We start from the raw sequence: 24,146 nt of genomic DNA, 5'->3' as shown, positions 1-24,146 counted from the left end.
TTATCTACCTCTTCTTATATTATTATTGAGCGACAACGACCATTGCTGGACGTAACACTCTATCTTTTAATTTATATCCTTTTTGAAGGACTTGAACAATTGTATCTGCTTTTTGATCATCAGAAGCTGGAACTGTTTGAACTGCTTGGTGAACATTTGGATCAAAAGTAACGTCATCAGTTGCAATTTCTATAACGTCATTATTAGTTAATGCTTTTTGTGCATCTTTATAAACTAATTCAATACCTTTTTTAAGTTGTTCGCCACTCTCAGTGTCAACCTCAATTGCCAATGCTCGTTCCAAATTATCGATAACTGGTAGAACATCTTTAGCTAATGATTGCCCGCTATACTTTAAGAGTTGTTCTTGTTCTTTCTTAAAGCGTGTATTCATATTTGCCATTTCGGCTTCTGCTCGTAAATATTTATCTTCCATTGTGTCTAAACTAGCTTGTAACTCAACTAATTTATCTGCATCAGAAGGCTTTTTACTAAATTTTTCTTTTACTTTATCAGTAACAGAACTTTTTTTCTCATTTTGATTAGTTGCTTCACTAGACTGATGTTGCTCTTGTGTAACATCTTCTTCAACTAAATCTTCTTTGGCATCTTTAACCACACACAACACCCCTTTTCTTATTTATCAAATTGTTGATAATAATCTAACAATTTTTTAGCAAGCTCATCACTAAATGCATCTAATAAACCAATCATTTTTGAATATGGCATATTTGTAGGACCCAATAATGCGATAACCCCTTGACCATGGTCACTAACATCATAACTAGCTGATATAAGACTATAGTTATCAAGTAATTGGTTCGTTAATTCCTCACCAATTTTAATTTGAATAGGTTTACCTTGAATTCCAATTAATTCACCAATATTCTTGTTATTTGATGTGTCTACTAAATCATATAATGATTTTAATTCATCCACGTTACTATCGGTAGCAAAATCTAATATATTAGATTTACCGCCAACAAAAACTTGTTCACGTGCTGCCTGCTTTAAAATATTACCAAAAATATCTAAAATACCAGCTGGCCTACGCATATAATTAACCAACATAACTGGGATACTTGTTCTTAACTTCTTAGAAATTTCAGCTAATGACAACCCAATTAATTGGTCATTCAACAACCTTGTTACGGCTTCTAAATCTGATCCGTTAATCGATTTAGGAATACTGAATGTCTGATTCTCAACAACGCCACTACTCATCACAAGAATAGCCATAATTCGATGATTTCCTAATGGTACTAATCGAAAACCTTCGAGACGACTTTCCATTGTTTCAGGTCGTAAAGAAATCGCTGTATAATTTGTTAAGTCCGAAAGAATCTTAGTTGATTCTGCAAATATTTCATCAATCTTTTGAAAATGAACACCAAGAGAATTTTGAATATTCGCTAATTCCGCTGCTGGAACAACGCCGGGTTTAACAATGTGATCAACATAATATCGATAACCTAAAAATGAAGGAATTCTACCAGAAGAAGAATGTGTTTTTTTAATTAACCCATTATTTTCCAATGTCACCATTTCATTTCTGATAGTTGCTGAACTTACATGCATTGGTAAAAAATCAACGACCGATTTAGAACCAACAGGTTGACCAACCTCTGTATATACTCTGACAATTGCTTCTAACACTAACATTTGTCTTTCTGTTAGCATGATCAATCACCTCTTTTTAGCACTTAACACAATGGAGTGCTAAGACAACTATTAATATACTAAATGTTGAGATTATTGTCAAGGAATGCACTCACTTTTTTAAAGAAAATGGCTGACTAAATATATCCTATTTAGTCAGCCATTAAACCAATACTTATATGTGTTGGTCAAAATAAGTATTAGTATTTTTTTTATCTTTATTTAATTGCGTAATTAATCCAGGAATACCTTCAAATTTAACTTCACTTCTCAAATATGCTAACCATTGAACCGTAACAATTTGGCCATAAATCATCTCGTTGAAATCAAATAAATTTATTTCGACCGTTAATTCACGATTTTTTCCAAACGTTACGTTGTAGCCAATAGATGCCATCCCACGATACCAGACATCACCAACCTGAACGCTAGTCACATATATTCCGGGTCCCGGAATTCGAATGTGTTCATTGAATTCTAAATTTAATGTTGGAAAGCCAAGTTCTCTACCTCTAGCTTCACCGTGAACAACTTTACCAAGTGTTTCATATTTATAGCCCAATAACTTATTAACATCGCTAATATGTCCGTTATCAATTTCCATTCTAATTCGAGATGAACTTATCTTTTGATGATTCGTCGCTAATTCAGGCACAGTAATAATTTCAAATTTTTGATTAGCATATAAAGGTAGTGTATCCATATTTGCGATATCTTTTTTACCATACGTATAATCAAATCCTGCAACTACTACCTTTACATGCAATGCAACCATATATTTATCGACAAAATCTTGTGGTTCCATTTTTGCTAAACTATTATTTAGCGTTAAAATATAAAAAATATCAACGCCTAATTGCTTCATTAATAATATTTTTTTTTCCATAGACGTTAAATATTTTACACTTTGTTCGGGTGCTTTTTGAAATTGTACTGACGGATGCTTATCAAATGTCATTACTGCAAGTTTAATATTTTTTTCGTTAGCTTTTTGCTTAGCTTCTTGTATTACTTTTTGATGTCCTAAATGAACACCGTCAAAAAAACCCATAGCAAGTGAAATAGAATCATTACTAATTTCGTTAGGGTTATACGGTTCAGTTAAATAAATAACTTTCATGTTCCAATATCTTCCTTTATCCTAAATCAAACATTGTCTCAGACTGATAACGATTTTTTTCACTATTCAATCTGTATAAACATCTAATTTTATTTTCATAAACTAGAGAAACTGTTGGCTCATTATTAAACGAATCAACTGCTAAAAATCCACCATTTTGGACAATAAGCCACTGTTCAGTTGTTAATTCATACCTTTTAAATGATGTTAGCGCTGTATCAATTGGATATAACAACGATTCTAACGTCCCATTGACTTTAGCCTCATTTAATTGGTCCAGGGTAAACGCCTTATCAATTCTAAAACCGCCGCTTTCCAGTCTAGTCAGGTCGGACATAACTGCAGGTACACCTAATTTTTTACCGAGATCAACAGCTAGCGTCCTAACATAGGTCCCTTTTCCACATGCAACTTCAAAATAAATTTTTTGTCTTTTATTTTCTAAATCATATTCTGTAGCTTTCGTTTGAATAAATGAAGTCACCGTTATTTGTCTTTCTGGACGTTCCACTGTTTCACCTTTACGAGCGTAATCATATAAGCGACGTCCGTTTACTTTAACAGCTGAGAACATTGGTGGAATTTGAATCATTGTACCTGTCATCTGGTTCATAACATCATCAATTTCTTCCGATGTGAAAGGATCTATAATCTCTTTTTCTTCGATTATTTCGCCATCTAAATCTTCAGTTTCTGTAGAGAAACCAAGTGTTATTTCACCCGCATATACTTTGCCAGAATTCATCAAATAGTTTACTGTTTTTGTCGCTTTACCAATACAAATCGGTAGAACACCATCAACATTTGGATCAAGAGTACCTGAATGACCAACTTTTTTGGTTTGAAAAATGCCACGACACTTAAAAACACAATCATGACTGGTCATACCACGTTCTTTGAATAGTGGAATAATTCCGTCCATTGTCTTACCTCCGTTAATATACTTTTAACAGTATATCATAATCAGTAAAACAAGGGATATCGATTCTAATTTTTATAAATATTGAAATTTCTATTTAAGAGATAACTATCTATCATCATTCCTAAATACCTATTTACCAACAGTTTTAGCTACGTTATTATTCACAAAACTTCCCATAAACATCATAATTTTTTATTCTTTCCATAACGTTATCCATTTCTTTTTGTAGTGCAGGCCGATTTTTATATTTCTTTTTCAAACCCTCACAAAGAGATATTGCTACTTCCTCATCTCCAAAGTTATTATACCGTAAAATATAATCGCCAATATTTTGATAGTCTTTTCTATTTTTAGCTTTAACTATTAAATCTTTAACTATGCTTTCAAACATCATGTTAGCTTCTTTGGGATATAGTGGGTAAATATATTTTCCATAATTCATAAATAAATTCAGATTTTTTTTAATTAATTGTAGCAAAATGGTAGCTTCGTTTTCATCTGCTAATATCTGTGCAAGTTGCCAATTATCAAGTGTTTTAGAAATGTTTTTCAGAATATCAGGGTATTCAGCTTTCCAAAATCCATTATCAACTAAAAGCTTTTTTAATTTTTTATAATCGGAATCATTGCCTTTATATAATGCCTGTTTTAAATACTCAATTCTTTTTTGAACTTGATTTGTCTCCTCATAGATAGTATCTAGTCGAGTATACCAAGGTTGTAAATATTGAATATTTTTATCATTATCTGTAATTAATTTTTTTAGTACTAATTTTTCTGCAACTTCATAGTCTTTTCTTGAAACAGCTAACTCAACTTTAAACATTCTAACATCATCAATATCTAAATTATTATTAATAATTTCTTCTGCTTCTTTAATTTTATTTACTTGGAAGAACAATTTAATTTTAAATAATAAATATTTACTTTTCCTATCTTGTTGTGTATATTCATCAAATCTTGTACTAATTTTATCGGCAATTTTCAATACTTTATCCGTATTTTTTGTATTTAGCAAAGGAAGAATGAGACTGAGTAAATCAAAATCACTCACCGCCCATTCATTCCAAAAATTTTTTTTAGCATATCGAATAACATTCGTAACAATTAATTTTTTCTTTTCATCTGCCCCATCTTTAACAGACAGTTTTTCTACATAAATCCGTATTTTAGAAAGTATACTCTCTTGCTCAATCATAAACCCTAATTCTGTATACTCACTGACCTTTACTAATTGTTCTAATAAATCTAATAATATTAACATAGGTGCTTTTAAATAATTTTGACTAAATCTCACGTCACAAATAGAGAGCAGATTATCGACTACTTCACTAATATTGTCGTATCCTCTCCACGAAACATACCCTTGTTTCCTATTTTCATAAATAATTTCTCGAATTCGTTCCTTTGCATCTTCTATTTCTTCTTCTTCATCCAAAAATCCCAAATCAGCTAATATATCATTCTTTATTTCGTATTTATTCTCAGTATATTTTGTTAGTAATCGAATTAATACTTCTTTTGACTGTGAAGTTAATAATTCTTTATATTGCTCTGAATTCAAATTAGTACCTCTTTCTAATATATATTTTGAAAATTAAATTAATTTTTTAAAGGAAATTACCACACTATCTAATGATTGTTGAATAGTGGTATAAGAAAAATTCATAATTCTTCAAATGAATTAGTATTCAACTACACCATATAATCAAAGATATGAGATACCAATACTTACAACTAATTTTACTTGATTACTATTAAAAATAAAAGATATGATTATATTATAAGATAATATCTCCATTGATGAGGAGAAAAAAAGGCCTAATCACTAAGGATTAGGACCTTCATAAAGTTATCCATCAACAACAGTTTAAATAGAGCAACAAACGGTATCAGGATTTTTATTTTAATATTCAGAATCTATCTTTTTAAGTAATTGATCAATTTTATCACCATATTGAACTGACTCATCTCTTACAAAAACCAATTCTGGTGTTTTATAAATTGATAATCTTGATCCAAGTTCACCACGAATTAATCCAGAAGCTTTTTCCAAACCACGTTGTGTTTTTTGTGCATCTGATGCCATATTTGACAATATACTATAGTAAATTGTCGCCTGTTGTAAATCACCAGTTACATTAACTCCCGTAATTGTGACACCTTCAACTCGAGGATCTCTCACTCGTTTTAAAAGAATATCATTAACTTCTTTTTGAATTTCTTGTGATAAACGACCTACACGGTAATGTTGTGTCATTTTATATCCTCCTATAGTTGTTATGAATTATTTAACTGGAACTTCTTCCATAACGTAGGCTTCAATTTGGTCGCCTTCTCTAATGTCATTGTATTTTTCAATCATGACACCACATTCGAAACCTTGTTTAACAATTTTAGCGTCATCTTTAAAGCGTTTCAAGCTTGCTAATTTACCTTCATAAATAACAATACCATCACGAATTAAACGAACGCCGCTATCTCTTTCGATGTAACCTTCAGTGACGTAAGCACCACCAATTGTTCCAACTTTTGTAACTTTATATGTTTCACGAATTTCAACTTGTCCAGTTATTTTTTCTTCAAAGACTGGTTCAAGCATTCCCTTCATAGCCGTTTCAATTTCTTCAATTGCGTTATAAATAACACGATGTAAGCGAATATCAACTTCGTCAGATTGTGCTTGAAGTTTAGCTTGAGGTGTTGGACGAACATTAAATCCTATAATGATAGCATTACTTGCTTCTGCCAAAGTAACATCACTTTCAGTAATTGCACCAGCTGCTTGATGAATGATATTAACTCGAACACCTTCAACATCAATCTTCTTCAAACTTCCTGCAAGAGCTTCAACTGAACCTTGAACATCTGCTTTAATAATAACAGCAACTTCTTTTAATTCGCCTTCTTTAAGTGAATCAAACAAGTTATCAAGTGTTACATGCGTAACATTTCCACGTTCTTTTGTTAAAGCACGTTTAGCACGTTCTTCACCAGCTGCACGAGCAGTTTTTTCATCATCAAAGACAACGAAACGATCGCCAGCACCTGGAACATCATTCAAACCAGTAATTTCTACTGGTGTAGCAGGTTTAGCTTTATTAACTTGACGGCCTTTATCATTTGTCATAGTACGGACACGTCCGAAACTATTACCAACAACAATTGGATCACCAACTTTTAACGTACCTTGTTGAACAAGTAATGAAGCAACTGTTCCACGGCCTTTATCAAGACGAGCTTCAATAACAGATCCAATACCCTTTTGTTTTGGATTTGCTTGTAATTCAAGAACTTCGGCTTCAAGTAAAATCATTTCTAATAATTCATCAAGGTTTGTGCCTGTTTTCGCTGAAATTTCAACGAAAATAGTATCACCACCCCAACTTTCAGGAATTAATTCATATTCAGCCAATTGTTCTGTAACATGAGCAGGATTAGCACCGGGCTTATCCATTTTATTAACAGCAACAATAATAGGTACATTGGCTGCTTTAGAATGATTAATTGCTTCAATTGTTTGAGGCATAACCCCATCATCAGCAGCAACAACTAAAACAGTGATATCAGTAATATCGGCACCACGAGCACGCATATTTGTAAATGCAGCATGTCCAGGTGTATCTAAGAATGTAATTGTTTTATTATCATGTTTTACTTGGTAAGCACCAATATGTTGTGTAATACCACCAGCTTCACCATCAGTAACATGTGTATGACGTAATTTATCAAGTAAGGTTGTCTTACCATGATCAACATGTCCCATGATTGTAACAACTGGTGGTCTTGAAACAAGATTATCTTCATTTTTAATTTCTGCATCAAACATTTTATCAATATCAGCAACATCTACATCGATTTTAGCTTCTGATTTAATACCATATTCTGCTGCTAAAATTTCAATTGTATCTGTATCGAGTGTTTGATTTTGGTTAACCATTACGCCTAACATAAATAATTTTTTAATAATTTCTGCTGGTTCACGATGAATCTTTTTAGCAATTTCAGCAACATTAGTTGCAGCATTGTAATATAAGATTTCTGGTAATGGTTTATCTTTTCTGGGTGATACAGGTGGTTTTGGTGTCGTTGAACGACGGTTTTTCTTATTTCTGTTACGTTTGTTATAAGGATTATTCCCATAACGGTTATTATTATTAAATCTCGAACGTCCTTGCTGATTAGCATTACCATTATTAGCAGTTCTAGCACTTGATTGTGTACTATTTTGAGGACGATTTGCTGGCTTTTCATTTGTTGTCTTTGGTGCAGCGTTAGTTGTTCTTGCTACTGGTTTTGAAGCTACCTGCGATGATTTTTGAGCAACAGGTTTACTATTCGTTGTTTTAGCAGGTTGTGCTGGTTTCTTTGCAACAGGTTTTGCTACTGGTTTTTTCGGTGTTGCATTAGATACAGTTTTTTCAACCATTTTCTTTGCAGCAACTACTTTAGCAGCGCCCTTTTTAAATTTATCGCGAATCTGACGTTCTTCATTATCACCAATAGTTGACATATGATTTTTAACATCAAAACCTTTTGTCGTTGCAAAATCAATAATATCTTTAGTATTTAATTCTAGCTCTTTAGCTAATTCATAAATTCTTTTTTTTCCCATATTTGCATGCTCCTTCTATATATCCATTAAGTCACACATCCTTCTGCTAAAACCTTTATCGGTAATAGCATACACTGTGCGCTGTTGTCCAACGGCCTCACTTAAACTGGCTTTTGAAAATCCAACATATAATTTAACATTATAGCTGTTGCACTTATCTGTTACTTTTTTTAAAGTCGCTTGTCCACAATCTTCAGAAAGAATAACCAATTTAGCTTTATTCTTCCTGACAGCATTCAATACTAGTCCTTCACCAGTCACCAACATACCTGCGCGTCTGGTCAAGCCTAGCATTTGTAAGAATTTTTGACTATTTTTCATCTTTAAATAATTCTCGTCTAGCTACCTGATGGTCAACATATTCGACAAGTTCTTCATAAAATGATTCGTCAATCTTAATACCGAATGCTTTATTGAATGTTCTTTCTTTTTGAGCCTGCTTCGCCACATCTACATCAAGAAAAATATATGCGCCACGCCCTGGTTTCTTACCTGTTGGATCTAAAGATACTTCATTTTCTTTATTCTTAACAACACGAACAAGTTCTTTTTTAGGTTTCATTTCACCCGTAACGATATCTTTACGCATTGGAATTTTACGATTAATCACTTTAATTTGCCTCCAAATCAATTACCGATCAGTTTTAATCGGCTTATTTGTTTGTTTCAGAAACTTCTTTTTCTTCACTACTGTTAACCATATCAGATTCAGATTTAATATCAATTTTAAACGTTGTTAATTTTGCAGCTAATCGTGCATTTTGACCTTTTTTACCAATTGCTAATGACAATTGGTGATCTGGCACAACTACAGTACAAGCATGATCATTTTCTGGATTAAAGACAACATTGACAACTTCTGCAGGATTCAAAGCATTAGCAATGTATTTTGCAGGATCTTCATTCCATTCAACAATATCCATATTTTCGCCTTTTAATTCATTAACAATAGTTTGTACACGTTGTCCTTTAGGACCAACACAAGTACCAACAGCATCGATATCTGGATTATTCGAACGAACAGCTACCTTAGCACGGTCACCTGCTTCACGAGCAATTGATACAATTTCAACTGTTCCGTCATATATTTCAGGAACTTCTTGTTCAAATAATCGTTTTAGCAAGTCAGGATGTGAACGACTAACAAAAACTTGAGGGCCTTTAGCAGCATTCTCAACTTTTGTGATATAAACTTTAATTCGATCATGTGGATTAAAACTTTCACCAGGAATTTGATCAATCTTAGCTAAAACAGCTTCCACTTTACCTAAATTAACATAAATATAACGATTATCATGACGTTCTACTTCACCGCTAACGATTTCATTTTCATATTGAATATATTGATCATAAACAATACTACGTTCAGCTTCACGAACACGTTGCATGATAACTTGTTTAGCAGTTTGTGCAGCAATTCGTCCAAAATCCTTAGGTGTAACTTCAAATCGAATTGAATCGCCAACTTCATATGCTTTATTAATCTCTAAAGCATCTTGCAAACTAACTTCAAGACGTGAATCAAAGACTTCTTCGACTACTTCTTTAACCGCATAAACTGTAATATTACCTTTTTTTGAATCAAACTCTACTTCAACATTTTGTGCTTGATTGTAATGACGCTTGTATGCAGAAACTAATGCTGCTTCAATGGCATCAATAATAACTTCTTTTTTAATACCTTTTTCTTCTTCTAACACTGTAAGTGCACTTAATAGTTCTTTACTCATCTTTAATTTACTCCTTTATAAAAAGCTACTTAAAATTTGATAGCTAAGCGCGCCTTAGCTATTTTTTGACGAGGAATAACGATCGTTCTCTTACGCGTTTTGTCCATATAAACAACTGTTAATTCATCAGCTGTTAATTCCGTTAAGGTACCTTGAAAAATTTTAGCGTTATTAATAGGTTCATATAGTGAAATATTAACGTATTCATTCAAAGCTCTTTCATAATCTTTTTCCTTTTTCAAAGGTCTTTCAGCACCAGGTGATGAAACCTCTAAAAAATAAGCTTGTGGAATTGGATCAGGATTAATCTCATCTAATTTTTCACTTAAAATATCACTAACAGCAACACACTCTTCAATTTTAATGCCTTCAGGTTTATCAATGTAAACTCTTAAAAACCAACTTGGGCCTTCTTTAACAAATTCAATGTCCACCAATTCAATATTCTGTTCATCAACAATTGGTTGAACTAGCTCTGTGACAGTCTCTATAACAGTACTCACACGTTACCCTCCTTACATTTTCCCAATAAAAAGAGTGAGCATCGCTGCTCACTCAAACAAGATATCAAAATACTTTCTTTAATATAGCATAATTTTCTGAAAACATCAACAAACTGCTATGTTCTCACTTTTTAGAAAAAGACATCATCAAAAATAGATAGTTGATTTTCATCTGGTAATGCTTTTAAAACATTATTTTCAGTCATATACTCAATTAATGACTTAGAAACTTTACCACGTTTAGCTAAATCTTCTTTAGATAAAAATGGGCGTTCCTCACGAGCAGCAATAATTTGCTTAGCAACGTTATTACCAAGACCTGGTACAGCTCTAAATGGTGCAATTAACTTATCACCATCAATTATCCAATTTGAATCATCTGATTTATCCAAATCAATCATCCCAAATTGGAAGCCACGTTCAAGCATTTCATTGCTTAATTCAAGGACCGTCAACAAATTTTTCTCTTTTGTTGATGCATCCATCCCTTTATCATTAATATCTTTCATTGCTTTTTTCACTGCTTCTTTACCATGCGACATTGCGACTAAATCAAAATCATCTGCTCTAACACTGAAATAAGCACAGTAATATAACATTGGAAAATAAACTTTATAGTATGCAATTCGTAAGGCCATCAAAATATACGCAGCAGCATGTGCCTTAGGGAACATATACTTGATTTTTAAACATGCTCCGATATACCAATCTGGAATTTTTGCTGCTTTCATCTCAGTTTGATAATCATCTGAGATACCTTTTCCTTTTCGAACACCTTCCATAATATTAAAAGCGCTACCAGCTTCCATACCCATATGAATAAGCCCCATCATGATATCATCACGACAGCCAATAACTTCCGGCATCGTGATTGTTCCATTAGAAATAAGTTCTTCAGCGTTTCCCAACCACACATCTGTACCATGTGATAGACCAGAAATTTTTAATAGTTCAGCAAATGTTTTAGGTTTTGTTTCTTCTAGCATCCCTCGAACAAATCTCGTTCCGAATTCCGGAATACCTAATGTACCTGTTTTTGAGAAAATTTCGTCGCTAGTAACACCAAGTACTTCAGGCCCTTGGAATATTTGCATAACGCCCTTATCATCCGTAGGGATTGTTTTTGGGTCAACTCCTGATAAATCTTGTAACATTCTAATCATGGTTGGATCATCATGACCCAAAATATCTAATTTCAAGATATTATCGTGGATAGAATGGAAATCAAAATGGGTTGTTTTCCATTCGGAAGTTGAGTCATCTGCTGGATACTGGATAGGTGAAAAATCATAAACATCCATATAGTTAGGGACAACTAAGATACCACCAGGATGTTGACCGGTCGTCCGTTTAACGCCAGTTGACCCCTTAGCAAGTCGATCTATCTCCGCATTTCTAAACGTTGCTCCAGTATCACGTTCATAACCCTTAACATAACCATAAGCCGTTTTATCTGCAACAGTACCAATTGTTCCTGCACGGAAAACATAATCTTCCCCAAATAAAACTTTCGTATAATTATGCGCAATTGCTTGATAATCACCCGAAAAATTCAAATCAATATCAGGAACTTTATCACCATAAAATCCAAGAAAAGTTTCAAATGGAATATCATGTCCATCTTTATCTAATGGTGTACCACATTTGGGACAGTCTTGGTCTGGTAAATCAAATCCAGACCCATATTCACCTTTTTCATAAAAATGTGTATATTTACATTTAGGGCATCGATAATGAGGTGGTAATGGATTAATTTCTGTTATTCCAGTCATTGTTGCAACAAGACTTGACCCAACAGATCCACGGGACCCTACTAAATAACCATCTTTGTTAGATTTATGAACTAATTTTTGTGAAATTAAATAAATAACTGAAAATTCATTATCAATGATACTTGTCAATTCTTTATCAAGACGTTTAACCACAGTTTCAGGTAACTCTTCTCCATAAAGTTCATGAGCGCGATTATAGGTTAATTGTTTAATTTCTTCTTCAGAGCCATCAATTTTCGGTGCATATAATCGATCTTTAACTGGAGAAATGTCATCATCAATCATATTAGCGATTAAATTCGTATTTGTAACAACGATTTCTTTAGCAACATCCGCACCTAAAAATTGGAATCCTTCCAACATTTCATTCGTTGTTCTAAAATGTGCATCAGGTAAAATAGAACGATTTAACGGATTAGCACCACCCATTGAATTAACAAGAATTTTACGATAAATACTATCTTCAGGGTTCATATAATGAACATCTCCAGTCGCAACAACCGGCTTATCCATTTCGTGTCCTAAATCAACCATATTTTGTAAAATTTCCTCTAAATTTTGATTATCCTTAATTAATTCTTGATGGATTAGAGGTTCATATAATGCTTTAGGCTGAATTTCTAAGTAATCATAAAACTTAGCCTTTTCTTTAGCCTCTTCCATCCCTTTTTGCATCATTGCTGTAAATACTTCACCTGAGTCACACGCTGAACCAACGATAATACCTTCACGATATTTATTTAACTCACTTCGAGGGATGCGGGGCATCCGATAAAAATAATCTATCATCGAAGTTGAAACTAATTTAAACATATTTTTAAGTCCGGCTTGAGTTGTCGCAAGTAACGTAACATGGAATGGACGTGCTTGTTTGTAAGCATCATGCTCACCCATATGATCATTCAATTGAACATGTGACGTTATTTCAAATCGTTCCTTAGCATCTTTAATAAAGATATTACACAAAAGACCAGTTGTCTCAGCATCATAAATAGCGCGATGATGATGTTCCAAGTTAACATTGAATTTTTTGGAAAGTGTATTTAATCTAAACCCTTTTAATTCGGGATGTAAAAATCTTGCTAACGTTAACGTATCAATGATTGGATTTTGCATAGGTTCCATGCCATGACGTTCATATCCAGTATTCATAAAGCCAATATCAAAACTAGCATTATGGGCAACTAGAATACTACCTTCTGAAAATTCTCTAAATAATTTAAAAACTTCTTCTTCAGATTTTGATCCATGAACCATTTCATCCGTAATTGAGGTTAAATTAGTTGTTGTTTCAGATAAATGATGTCCTGGATCAATAAATTCATCAAATTCTTCAATGACATTTCCCTTTGTCATTTTAACAGCAGCTAATTCAATAACTTTATCAAATCGAGCAGATAAACCCGTTGTTTCCGTATCAAAAGTAACATAAGTGGCTTCTTCTAGATTTACATCCTTATCATTAAAAGCAATTGGAATACCATCATCAACAACGTTAGCCTCAACACCGTACAAAATTTTAATATTATTTTTCTTTCCAGCAGAATGAGCCTCAGGAAAACTTTGTAAGGTAGAATGATCCGTAATCGCAATTGCTTTTTGTCCCCATTTACTGGCTTGCTGTACATAATCCGTAATTGAATTTGTGGCATCCATTTGACTCATATTTGAGTGTAAATGTAATTCAACACGTCGTTCATCATCTGGAGCTGTTTCTTGACGGCTTGGGTGGTCGACTTGATTAATATCGTAAGCATTCACCACTAGATCTCGCATAAAATTATCTTCTTGTACTGCACCACGAACTCTGACCCATTCTTTTTCTTGAATAGCAGCAAACATCGCTTCGTCTTCTTCATTACGAGAGAATTTTTTTACGGTCATGGATGAACTATAATCCGTCATTTTAATGATCATTAATTGTCTTTCAGACTTAAGCGTCCGGATTTCCTTAGAGAAAATATATCCCTCAATAATAACCGAGCGTTCCTCTTCAATGATTTCAACCATCCGTTTTGCAGGCTCTTTTGTACTAATCTTTTTACCCATTTGAACAGGTCCATTAATTACAGTTTGAGAATCAGTCTTTTTCTTTTCATTTTGTTTCTGAATAGTTTCTGTTGCCTTCTGCATCATTATGGCATCTTGAGATTCTTTTCGCTGTCTAATTTCTTCTATTTTTTCTTGTGATTTTGATTCATCTAATAATGTATTAATATTTATCTGTGGAAATCCGACCATTTGATACGCAGTTTCAATTGGTCCTAATGCTTGACCTGTTAAGAACGTTTTTACAATTTCATTTTCAGCCATTAACATCACTCGTCTATCATCAAGATAAGGGACGTTCCCATGAAAAAGTTCTTGTACTAGCGAAGAATTAGCTTCACTATTTTTAACTGCCCATGTCCAATAATCGCCTAAAAGTTGGTTTGTTAATTCTGGTTGCTCAACTTGAACAGTTATTTTTGTTTTTGCAATATCTTTAAATGTAATTGCAATTTTATTTTCTAAGTCACTAAATAATGAAAATGGCAAAATTTTAGGGGCAACTAGCTTGAATTCCCATAGTTTTGACTTTTCATGAACAGTTACGGTTGAAATTTCAATTAAATCCAATATTTCACTATCTTGTTGGTCACTTGATTGAAAATTAATTTGTTCTAATAGTTTATTGAATAATTCTTTATTATTAAGCGACAAATGATTGACTCCTTTTCTAAAAATGAAAAAGAGACTGAGTCAAAATTTTCTTTTGAACTCAATCTTCTTTAACTAGTTTTGATTTTCTTCTTTTAATAAAATTGAGATAGAGCTCTCTAATTCGTCTTTCGTTACTTCAATCGTTTCACCATTTCTACGTAACTTCACTTCAACGATACCATCAGCAGCTTTCTTACCAACTGTAATTCGAACAGGTAATCCAATTAAATCTGAATCAGCAAATTTAACACCTGCACGTTCTTTACGATCATCAAGCAATACTTTGTAACCATTTTCAGTCATTTTTTTGTCAATTTCATTAGCTAGAGCCATTTGTTCATCATTTTTAGCATTAATTGGAATTACATGAACATCGTATGGTGCAATACTTCTAGGCCATACTAAACCATTTTCATCAGCTTGTTGCTCTGCAATGGCTGCAAGTAAACGACTAACGCCGATTCCATAACAACCTAATATCACAGGTTTTTCGCGGCCATTATCATCTAAGATATTAGCGCCCAATGCCTCAGAATATCGTGTTCCAATTTTGAAGATATGACCAATTTCAATCCCCTTAGTAAATTTCAATTCGCCTTCCCCTTCAGGTGAAGTTTCACCTTCTTGAGCCAAACGTAAATCTACAAATTTATCTACTCGGTAATCACGATCAATATTTGCGTTAAATAAATGAGAACCAGTCGTATTTGCACCAACGACCGCATTTATCATTCCCTTAATTCCTTCGTCGGCAACAATTGTTACGTCTTCTGTAACACCAACAGGTCCAAGTGAACCAAACTCTGCACCCAACACTTCAGTAACATCTGAATCAGTTGCCATACGTAAAAAATCAGCGCCTAATGTGTTTTTTAATTTAATTTCATTCAAAATATCATTTCCGCGCATTAAAACCATCACTGGTTTTTCATCAGCCATAAATAATAATGATTTTATTAAATTTTCACTTGCTGTATCAATAAATTTAGCCAACTCATCAATTGTTTTAATATTTGGTGTTTCAATTTTTTCAATATCTTTAATCGCTTCATGTGAATTCTTATATGTTTTCAAACTTTTTGCCATTTCTAAATTAGCTGCATAATCGCTCTTATCAGAATAAACGATTGTATCTTCACCAATATCAGAAATTGCCATAAATTCTTTTGAATCATTACCGCCCATTGCACCTGCATCACCAATAATACTTCTAAAATTAAGACCACAGCGTTCAAAAATATTTTGATATGCACGATTCATTTTTTGATAAGTATCATTTAAACTTTCTTCATCCGCATGGAATGAATAAGCATCTTTCATTAAAAATTCACGGCCTCTTAATATACCAAAACGAGGTCTATTTTCATCACGATATTTTTGTTGTATTTGGAACATTGTCAGTGGTAATTTTTTATATGATTTGATTTCATCACGAATTAAAGAAGTAAATGTTTCTTCATGAGTTGGTCCTAAAATAAATTTTCTATCATGTCGATCTTTTAATTTAAAAAGTGTATCACCATAGGTTTCATAACGACCTGTTTCTTCCCATAATTCAGCAGGAATAACGGCAGGTACAAGCATTTCAACCGCTCCAATTGCTTCCATTTCTTCGCGAATAATTGTTTCAATTTTTCTAATAACGGAGAAAGCTAATGGTAAATAACTGTACATTCCGGCTGAAACTTGTCGAATATATCCAGCTCGTAACATCATTTGATGACTGATAACCTCAGCATCGCTTGGAACTTCCTTCATTGTTGGTATTAATAATTGTGATTGTTTCATACTATTTTATTCTCCTTTTTCATTTAAAAGAAATAACGCTGAATATCATTCCATGTGACTAATATCATCAATATCATTAAAAATGCAAATCCAACTAATGTAATAACACCTTCTTTTTCAGGTGAAATTGGTTTGCCACGAATTCCTTCGATAATATTTAGTACTAATTTTCCACCATCTAAAGCTGGAATTGGTAATAAATTCACAATTCCTAAGTTAATTGATAAGAATGCAAGCAATGACACAACACTCGCCAACCCATAACTTGCTGCATTTGAAGTCACTGCATAAATTGCAACCGGACCACCAAAATCATTTAAGCTGACACCTTTAGTAAACATCCCTACTAATACAGCCACAATACTAGCCACGACACTCCATGATTGCGTAAACCCATAAGTAATTTTATTGATAAATGAGTGATCCATTTTAACTGTAATACCAATTTTACCGATCTTTGTTGAGTCTGTTTTACTTGATTCAGGTGTAATAACGATTGATTCTGTTTTACCGTTCCTTATTACTTTTAAGTCAGTTTTTTTATCAGGACGACTGCTAATCGCTGTCGTTAATTCAGTCCAGTTTGTTGTCTTTTTATCAGATACAGCTACAATTTTATCATTTGCTTTTAACCCCGCCCTTTGAGCCGCAGAATTCTCTTGAATTGTACCAATTTGATTCAAATTGGTTGCAACGCCACCTTGCATAAAAGCAAGTAGTATAAATGCAACAATAGCTAATAAAAAGTTATTCATCGGTCCAGCAAAATTCGTTAAAATTCGATTCCAAAGCGTAGCTGATTGAAATTGAACATCTTCAGGAGCGATTTGAATTTCTGTGCCATCTTTTTCAATTATTAACGCATCATGATCAACATTATATTTTTTTACTATCTCTTCATTACCATTTTCATATCCTGTAATCCAGAGTTCTTTTTGCAAATCACTATCTAGGTATTCGATTGGGATACCATTATACAGCGTTGTTTTTTTACTCGTATTAATCTTTGTAACCTTATTATTACTATCCAGTATTAAACTCATAGGCATACCAGGTTTTAAATCTTCATCTTCATCATCAGCGATTCCCGCCATTCTAACATATCCACCAAGAGGTAATATTCTTAAAGTGTACGTTGTACTACCTCTATGGAATGAAAGTATTTTTGGCCCCATACCAATTGAAAATTCACGAACTAAAATTCCAGCACGTTTTGCAAAATAGTAATGACCAAATTCATGAATCACAACTAAAATTCCAAAAACGATAATAAATGTAATAATCGTTTTAATCATGTGAATCCTCCCCCTTTAATTTATTACATTAACCCAAATAAATGCATAATTGGCCATACAAATATTAAACTATCAAATCGATCTAAAATACCACCATGTCCAGGTAGAATACGTCCAGAATCTTTTACACCATAGAAACGTTTAAACGCGGACTCAACTAAATCACCGCATTGTCCAAATACCGAAAGGATTAACGTAATCAAAATCATTATAGGAAAAGAATGATTTTGTGGGAAGAAGTAAATAAAGATACTTCCTAACAGTGTAGCCATTAATGTTCCACCAATTGAACCTTCCCATGTTTTATTTGGACTAATATGTGGTGCTAATTTATTTTTACCAAACTTACGTCCAAACATGTAAGCACCTGTATCTGTTGTCCAGATAACAATTAAAATATATGCTAATGTCATTAATCCGTTAAAATCGTTGCCTCTTGCCGCAATAAAATAATGAAATCCCATCCCGACATATAAAGAACTTAAGACAAAAACACCAGCATCATCAAATGAAAAACGATTTTTTGAAGTAACCATATACATTAATAGAAGTGCAACAAGAAAATAAAATACATTTACAGAAGAAATGTGAGCTGGTAAAAATTTAAACCACTTATCTGGTGCAATCACAGTTATTGTCATTAAGATACCAAAAGTAGCCTCTGGTGATATCAATAATTTTTTCTTCATTACAAATACTTCCGAAATACCAATGCATCCTAAAATTAAAGCAAATATCTGCAATGGTAGTCCACCAATAATAACCAATGGTATGAAAATACAGAGAGCCACAATTGCCGTAATTACGCGCTGTCTCATAAAAATTCTCCTATTCTTTTATACCACCGAAACGGCGGTCTCTTTTTTGATAATTTAGTATTGCATCTTTTAATGCATCTTCAGAAAAATCAGGCCATAATGTATCAGTAAACACTAATTCACTATAAGCAATTTGCCATAATAAGAAATTAGATATTCTTTCTTCACCACTAGTTCTGATTAGTAATTCCGGATCATTATAAGGTGCTAAATTACTAGTCATTAAATACTGGTCAATTGTTTTATCTGTTATCTCTTCAACGCTTAGTTTACCATTAGAGGTATCAGTTGCAATATTTTTGATAGCCGTCACAATCTCTGCTCGCCCACCATAATTTAATGCAAAATTAAGAACCATCCCTGTATTATCTTTAGTATCTTCCACTGCATTTTGAACAGCTAATTTTGTTTCATTTGGAAGCTGATCAATGTAGCCCATAACATTAACTTTTACATTCTTTTCAATTAATTCTGGTACAAACTTATCAAAAAAAGTACCCGGTAAACTCATCAGGTAATTAACTTCTGTTTCGGGCCGTTTCCAATTTTCAGTAGAAAATGCGTAAAGTGTTAAAACTTTAATCCCTAAATCACTTGCAGCCATAGTTACTGTTTTTACAGTATCCATACCGGTTTTATGTCCCGCAATTCTAGGTAAATGCCTTTTTTTTGCCCAACGTCCATTACCATCCATTATAACAGCAACATGTTTAGGAATTCTTTCCATATCCAATTGGATTAATTCATTTGTTTTATTTTTTTTAAAATTAAAAGCCATATTGTACCTCCAAGAATAGTTACATGTTCTATTGTAGCAAAAAAACAGGCACAAAACGACGCCTGTCTTAAAATAAAGCTATTTATTTAAACTGCTAAAATTTCTTTTTCTTTATCTGCTTGAATATTATCAATATTTTTAATTGATGCATTCGTCACATCTTGAGCTTGTTTTTCTAAATCTCGTAAATCATCTTCGGTTAAATCACCATTTTTTTCTGATTTTTTCAAGGCATCAACTGCATCACGTCTGATATTACGAATAATAACTTTAGCATTTTCTGCTTCAGCTTTAACGTCTTTAGCTAATTCCTTACGACGTTCTTCTGTTAATTGAGGAATAACTAATCGAATTGCTGATCCATCATTCGAAGGGCTAATTCCTAAATCAGCAACTAATAAACCATGTTCAATATCCTTCAAAGCACTTTTATCAAATGGCGTAATTAAAAGTACGCGAGCTTCTGGTACTGAAATTTGTGCAACTTGATTAAGTGGCGTTGGTGCACCATAATAATCTACTGTCACATTATTCAATAAACTAGCATTAGCTCGACCAGCCCGAATATTACCAAGATTTTTTTGAAGTGAAACCTCTGCTTTTGACATTTTATCTTGAGCATCAACTAATATAGGTTCTGTTATTTTCATTTATTTTCCCCTAACGGTTGTTCCGATGGTTTCACCGAGAACAACTTTTTTTATATTTCCTGGTTCGTTCAAATTAAATACGACTAACGGAATATCATTATCCATCGATAATGTACTTGCAGTTGTATCCATAACTTGTAAGTTTTTATTAATTATATCTAAATGTGTTAATTCTTCATATTTTGTTGCTGAGTCATCCTTTTGAGGATCAGCAGAATAGACACCATCTACGCCATTTTTTGCCATCAATATAACATCAGCATTAATTTCTGCAGCTCTTAACGCTGAAGTTGTATCTGTTGAGAAATATGGTGAACCCGTACCCGCAGCAAAAATAACAACGCGACCTTTTTCAAGATGACGAACAGCTTTACGGCGAATATAGGGTTCTGCAATTTGGCGCATTTCAATAGCTGTTTGAACTCGAGTTGGGACACCTACAGACTCAAGATTATCTTGCAATGCTAGTGCATTCATAACTGTTCCTAGCATCCCTATATAATCTGCCTGCGCACGTTCCATACCCATTGCGGCTCCAGCTTCACCACGCCACATATTACCACCACCAACAACGATAGCGACTTCAACACCCATTTCTTGAATTTCTTTTAATTCTTCAGCAACTTTTCTAATTACAGGTGGATTAATACCAAATCCTTGTTCTCCGGCTAATGCTTCACCGCTTAACTTCAACATAACGCGTCGATACTTAACATCTGACATCCAATGTTCCTCCTACAATCTATTTACAATTATTTTACCATATTTTAGGTATAATTAATAATTCAATTTATATCAAAATAAATTTATTAAAAAAAGTTTGTGCTTAAAGCACAAACTTTTGGATTGTAGAAAATTATTTAATTTGGCCCATAACTTCGTCTACAAAATTATTTTCTTTCTTTTCAAGACCTTCTCCAACTTCATAACGGATAAATAATTTAACTTTTCCACCCTTAGAAGCAACATACTTAGCAACTGTCATGTCAGGATCTTTAACAAAATCTTGATCATCTAAGCTAATATCAGCTAGATATTTATTTAAACGACCCTCAACCATTTTTTCAATGATATTTGCTGGTTTGCCTTCATTAGCAGCTTCTTTAGAAAGTACTTCTTTTTCATGTGCCAATTCATCAGCAGGTACTTGTTCACGAGATACATACTTAGGATTAATTGCAGCAACATGCATAGCAACATCTTTAGCAGTTGATTCATCAGCATCTGTAACGACAACAAGTGTTGAAATTGAGCCACCCATATGTGAGTATGATCCAAAACTTTCATTATCAGTTTTTTCTACTAATTCAAAACGACGTAATGAAATTTTTTCACCAATTACTTGTGTTGCTTCAATTAAATCATCATTAATTGTGCCACGGTCTGTTTTAATTGTAAGTGCTTCTTCAACATCTTTAGGATGTGCTTCAGCAATTTTAGTAGCAATCAATTTAACAAGTGTTTTGAATTGTTCGTTTTGAGCAACGAAATCAGTTTCTGCGTTAACTTCAACAATAGCTGCAAAGTTACCAGAGAATTGAACATCAGATAGACCTTCAGCAGCAACACGGTCACTTTTTTTAGCAGCCTTTGCCATACCTTTTTCGCGGAGGAAATCGATTGCTTTTTGCATATCACCGTCAACTTCAACGAGTGCTTTTTTTGCGTCCATCATACCGACACCAGTTGTATCACGTAATTCTTTAACTTGAGAAGCAGAAATTTTTGCCATTTGAATGGCCTCCTTGTTTAAATAATTTAATTGATTTTATATCTAAAAAAACTGCCTCAAAAGAAAGGGCCATTACAGTACCTAATTTTGAGACAGCCTAATTTATTTACTATTCAGCAGTTTTTTTATCATTTCCGCCTTCAACAGCTTCAACGATATCTTCGATTGAATCTACTTTTTCGTCAGCCTTTTTGAAAGAAGCTTCATTCACTTCTTCTTTACCTTGATTAGTTTCAATAATAGCATCAGCCATTTTTGCAGTAATCAAACGTACAGCACGAATTGCATCATCATTTGAAGGGATTTTTACATCAATTTCATCTGGATCACTATTTGTATCAACCATAGCGATGATAGGAATATTCAATTTTTGAGCTTCCTTAACAGCGATACGTTCTTTACGAGGATCAACAATGAATAATACATCAGGGATGCGAGGCATATCTTCAATACCACCCAAGAATTTTTCAAGACGATCTCTACGTTTAATTAATAAAGAAACTTCTTTTTTAGGAAGAAGATCAAATGTGCCATCTTCTGACATTTTTTTGATTTCTTTAAGACGTTTGATACGTTTTTGAATTGTGTTCCAGTTAGTTAAAGTTCCACCTAACCAACGATGGTTAACAAAGTATTGTCCAGCACGAGTTGCTTCTTCTTCAATAGCATCTTGTGCTTGTTTCTTTGTACCAACAAAAAGAACAACACCATCATCTTCAGCAGCTTTTTTCATTGATGCATAAGCAGCATCAACTAATTTAACTGTTTTTTGTAAATCAATGATATAAATACCATTTCTTTCAGTAAAGATGTATGGTTTCATCTTTGGGTTCCAGCGACGTGTTTGATGTCCAAAATGAACACCGGCTTCGAGCAATTGTTTCATACTAATAACAGCCATAATGTAGTGCCTCCGAGTAAAAGTTTTATTTTCCTCCCAAGTGTTCAACTGTGCTAAGACTCTCCCGAGCACCCTCAGTCACATCCCACAAGGTGTGAATTGATGTTTTAACATCGTCTTTAAGTATACAAAATCTAAAATTAGAACACAAGTCTTATTTTTAATTATTTAACTTCTGTTTCCACAACGCCTGTTGTTAAAAATTGATAAGCACTATTCAAAGCAATTTCAACCATATTTTTAACTGCAGTTTCAGTATAGAATGCAATATGAGGTGTTAAAATAACATTTACCATATCTAAAAGTTCATTAAATAATGGATCTTCAATAGATGAGTCCGTTAAATCATGATTAAATATTGGATTTTCGAATTCATACGTATCTAAAGCTGCTCCACCAACTTGTCCTGATTTTAATGCGTCAATTAAATCTTCAGTATTAATTAACGTTCCACGGGCTGTATTTACAATCAGAACTCCGTGTTTCATTTTTTCAAATGAATCTCGATTAAGCATGTGTTCATTCTCTTTTGTAGCTGGCGTATGTAATGTAATAACGTCTGCTTGTTCGAACAACTCATCTAATGTATCAACATAAATACCACTCTTTTTTAATTCAGCATTTGGATAGACATCGTATGCAATAACTTTTGCACCGAATCCTTTGTAAATGTCCATTGCAACCCGGCCAATACGTCCAGTTCCAATAACACCCACGGTTAAGCTTCTCAACTCGCGTGAAATATTTGGAGCCCAACGATAGTCTTGATTTTTAATTTTTAAATTAAATTCTGGTGTTCTTCTTAAGAGTTGCATCAATTGTGTCACAGAAAATTCAGCAATCGCGTTAGGTGAATACGCTGGGACATTTGTCACCGTCACACCGTATTTTTTAGCTGCAACTAAATCAATATTATCAACCCCGACATTTCTAACAGAAAGAATCTTAATATTCATCTCTTTCATTTTAGAAAATAATGTTTCGTTATAAGGGATTGTTTGCAATGCAATAATACCATCAAATCCATCCGCTTGCTGTATCGTTTCATTCGTTAATAAATCTTGAGTAATTTCAACATCAACTTGATTGTCATCAGACCATTGATTACCAAATCCAACTTCATCTTTTCTCATACCGAACGCAATTAGTTTCATAATACA

Annotated in this window: 21 protein-coding genes; all 21 read right to left on the bottom strand. The window is 33.3% G+C overall.

Annotation, left to right across the window (positions count from 1 at the left end; all coding sequences use genetic code 11):
* Window positions 1-22: 22 nt before the first annotated feature.
* Window positions 23-619 carry a nucleotide exchange factor GrpE gene (gene grpE / locus AC1RPR_RS02025; RefSeq protein ID WP_481761377.1) on the bottom strand — a complete coding sequence of 199 codons (597 nt, stop codon included), beginning with the start codon at window positions 617-619 and terminating at the stop codon, window positions 23-25.
* Between the two features lie 17 nt (window positions 620-636).
* Window positions 637-1,680, bottom strand: coding sequence for a heat-inducible transcriptional repressor HrcA (gene hrcA, locus AC1RPR_RS02020; RefSeq protein ID WP_409022460.1), 1,044 nt, complete (start codon window positions 1,678-1,680; stop codon window positions 637-639).
* A 154-nt stretch (window positions 1,681-1,834) separates the two neighbouring features.
* Window positions 1,835-2,779, bottom strand: a complete 945-nt coding sequence (gene ribF, locus AC1RPR_RS02015) for a riboflavin biosynthesis protein RibF (protein ID WP_481761378.1) — start codon at window positions 2,777-2,779, stop codon at window positions 1,835-1,837.
* Between the two features lie 16 nt (window positions 2,780-2,795).
* On the bottom strand, window positions 2,796-3,701 hold the full coding sequence (truB, locus tag AC1RPR_RS02010; RefSeq protein ID WP_481761379.1) for a tRNA pseudouridine(55) synthase TruB: 906 nt from the start codon (window positions 3,699-3,701) through the stop codon (window positions 2,796-2,798).
* A gap of 157 nt (window positions 3,702-3,858) precedes the next feature.
* The gene (locus tag AC1RPR_RS02005; RefSeq protein WP_481761380.1) at window positions 3,859-5,265 is read right to left on the bottom strand and encodes a tetratricopeptide repeat protein; all 1,407 of its coding nucleotides are present in this window, start codon (window positions 5,263-5,265) and stop codon (window positions 3,859-3,861) included.
* A 342-nt stretch (window positions 5,266-5,607) separates the two neighbouring features.
* Entirely contained in the window at window positions 5,608-5,961 is a 354-nt protein-coding gene (rbfA, locus tag AC1RPR_RS02000; protein ID WP_409022457.1) for a 30S ribosome-binding factor RbfA, read from the bottom strand.
* Between the two features lie 27 nt (window positions 5,962-5,988).
* A complete protein-coding gene (gene infB / locus AC1RPR_RS01995; RefSeq protein WP_481761381.1) occupies window positions 5,989-8,316 on the bottom strand; it encodes a translation initiation factor IF-2 in 2,328 nt (775 codons plus the stop codon).
* A gap of 15 nt (window positions 8,317-8,331) precedes the next feature.
* Window positions 8,332-8,637, bottom strand: a complete 306-nt coding sequence (locus AC1RPR_RS01990) for a L7Ae/L30e/S12e/Gadd45 family ribosomal protein (protein WP_409022455.1) — start codon at window positions 8,635-8,637, stop codon at window positions 8,332-8,334.
* A complete protein-coding gene (rnpM, locus tag AC1RPR_RS01985) occupies window positions 8,627-8,926 on the bottom strand; it encodes an RNase P modulator RnpM (RefSeq protein ID WP_409022454.1) in 300 nt (99 codons plus the stop codon). Before rnpM ends, AC1RPR_RS01990 begins: the two co-directional genes overlap by 11 nt.
* Before the next feature lie 43 nt (window positions 8,927-8,969).
* The gene (gene nusA, locus AC1RPR_RS01980; RefSeq protein WP_409022453.1) at window positions 8,970-10,046 is read right to left on the bottom strand and encodes a transcription termination factor NusA; all 1,077 of its coding nucleotides are present in this window, start codon (window positions 10,044-10,046) and stop codon (window positions 8,970-8,972) included.
* Window positions 10,047-10,075: 29 nt separating this feature from the next.
* Window positions 10,076-10,549, bottom strand: coding sequence for a ribosome maturation factor RimP (rimP, locus tag AC1RPR_RS01975; protein WP_409022452.1), 474 nt, complete (start codon window positions 10,547-10,549; stop codon window positions 10,076-10,078).
* A 131-nt stretch (window positions 10,550-10,680) separates the two neighbouring features.
* On the bottom strand, window positions 10,681-15,024 hold the full coding sequence (locus AC1RPR_RS01970; protein ID WP_481761382.1) for a PolC-type DNA polymerase III: 4,344 nt from the start codon (window positions 15,022-15,024) through the stop codon (window positions 10,681-10,683).
* Window positions 15,025-15,096: 72 nt separating this feature from the next.
* Window positions 15,097-16,812 (bottom strand): proline--tRNA ligase, encoded by a 1,716-nt coding sequence (locus tag AC1RPR_RS01965; RefSeq protein ID WP_481761383.1) that lies wholly within the window; start codon window positions 16,810-16,812, stop codon window positions 15,097-15,099.
* Between the two features lie 23 nt (window positions 16,813-16,835).
* Window positions 16,836-18,107, bottom strand: coding sequence for an RIP metalloprotease RseP (gene rseP / locus AC1RPR_RS01960; protein WP_481761384.1), 1,272 nt, complete (start codon window positions 18,105-18,107; stop codon window positions 16,836-16,838).
* Window positions 18,108-18,130: 23 nt separating this feature from the next.
* Window positions 18,131-18,925, bottom strand: a complete 795-nt coding sequence (locus tag AC1RPR_RS01955) for a phosphatidate cytidylyltransferase (protein WP_409022448.1) — start codon at window positions 18,923-18,925, stop codon at window positions 18,131-18,133.
* Window positions 18,926-18,935: 10 nt separating this feature from the next.
* Window positions 18,936-19,703: an isoprenyl transferase gene (locus tag AC1RPR_RS01950; protein ID WP_481761385.1), complete on the bottom strand. Its 768-nt coding sequence runs from the start codon at window positions 19,701-19,703 to the stop codon at window positions 18,936-18,938.
* 86 nt (window positions 19,704-19,789) lie between these two features.
* On the bottom strand, window positions 19,790-20,353 hold the full coding sequence (gene frr / locus AC1RPR_RS01945; RefSeq protein WP_409022446.1) for a ribosome recycling factor: 564 nt from the start codon (window positions 20,351-20,353) through the stop codon (window positions 19,790-19,792).
* Complete coding sequence (gene pyrH / locus AC1RPR_RS01940; RefSeq protein ID WP_481761386.1) at window positions 20,354-21,076, bottom strand: UMP kinase; 723 nt, start codon at window positions 21,074-21,076, stop codon at window positions 20,354-20,356. It abuts the gene before it with no gap.
* 133 nt (window positions 21,077-21,209) lie between these two features.
* The gene (gene tsf, locus AC1RPR_RS01935) at window positions 21,210-22,085 is read right to left on the bottom strand and encodes a translation elongation factor Ts (RefSeq protein WP_481761387.1); all 876 of its coding nucleotides are present in this window, start codon (window positions 22,083-22,085) and stop codon (window positions 21,210-21,212) included.
* Between the two features lie 109 nt (window positions 22,086-22,194).
* A complete protein-coding gene (gene rpsB / locus AC1RPR_RS01930; protein ID WP_409022443.1) occupies window positions 22,195-22,986 on the bottom strand; it encodes a 30S ribosomal protein S2 in 792 nt (263 codons plus the stop codon).
* A 164-nt stretch (window positions 22,987-23,150) separates the two neighbouring features.
* Window positions 23,151-24,140 (bottom strand): D-2-hydroxyacid dehydrogenase, encoded by a 990-nt coding sequence (locus AC1RPR_RS01925; protein WP_481761388.1) that lies wholly within the window; start codon window positions 24,138-24,140, stop codon window positions 23,151-23,153.
* Between the last annotated feature and the right edge of the window lie 6 nt (window positions 24,141-24,146).

Source organism: Dellaglioa sp. CoH-57-MRSF-22 (assembly GCF_056781895.1).
The sequence above is the reverse complement of the archived record's forward strand: the minus strand, read 5'-3'. Positions and strand labels throughout refer to the sequence as shown.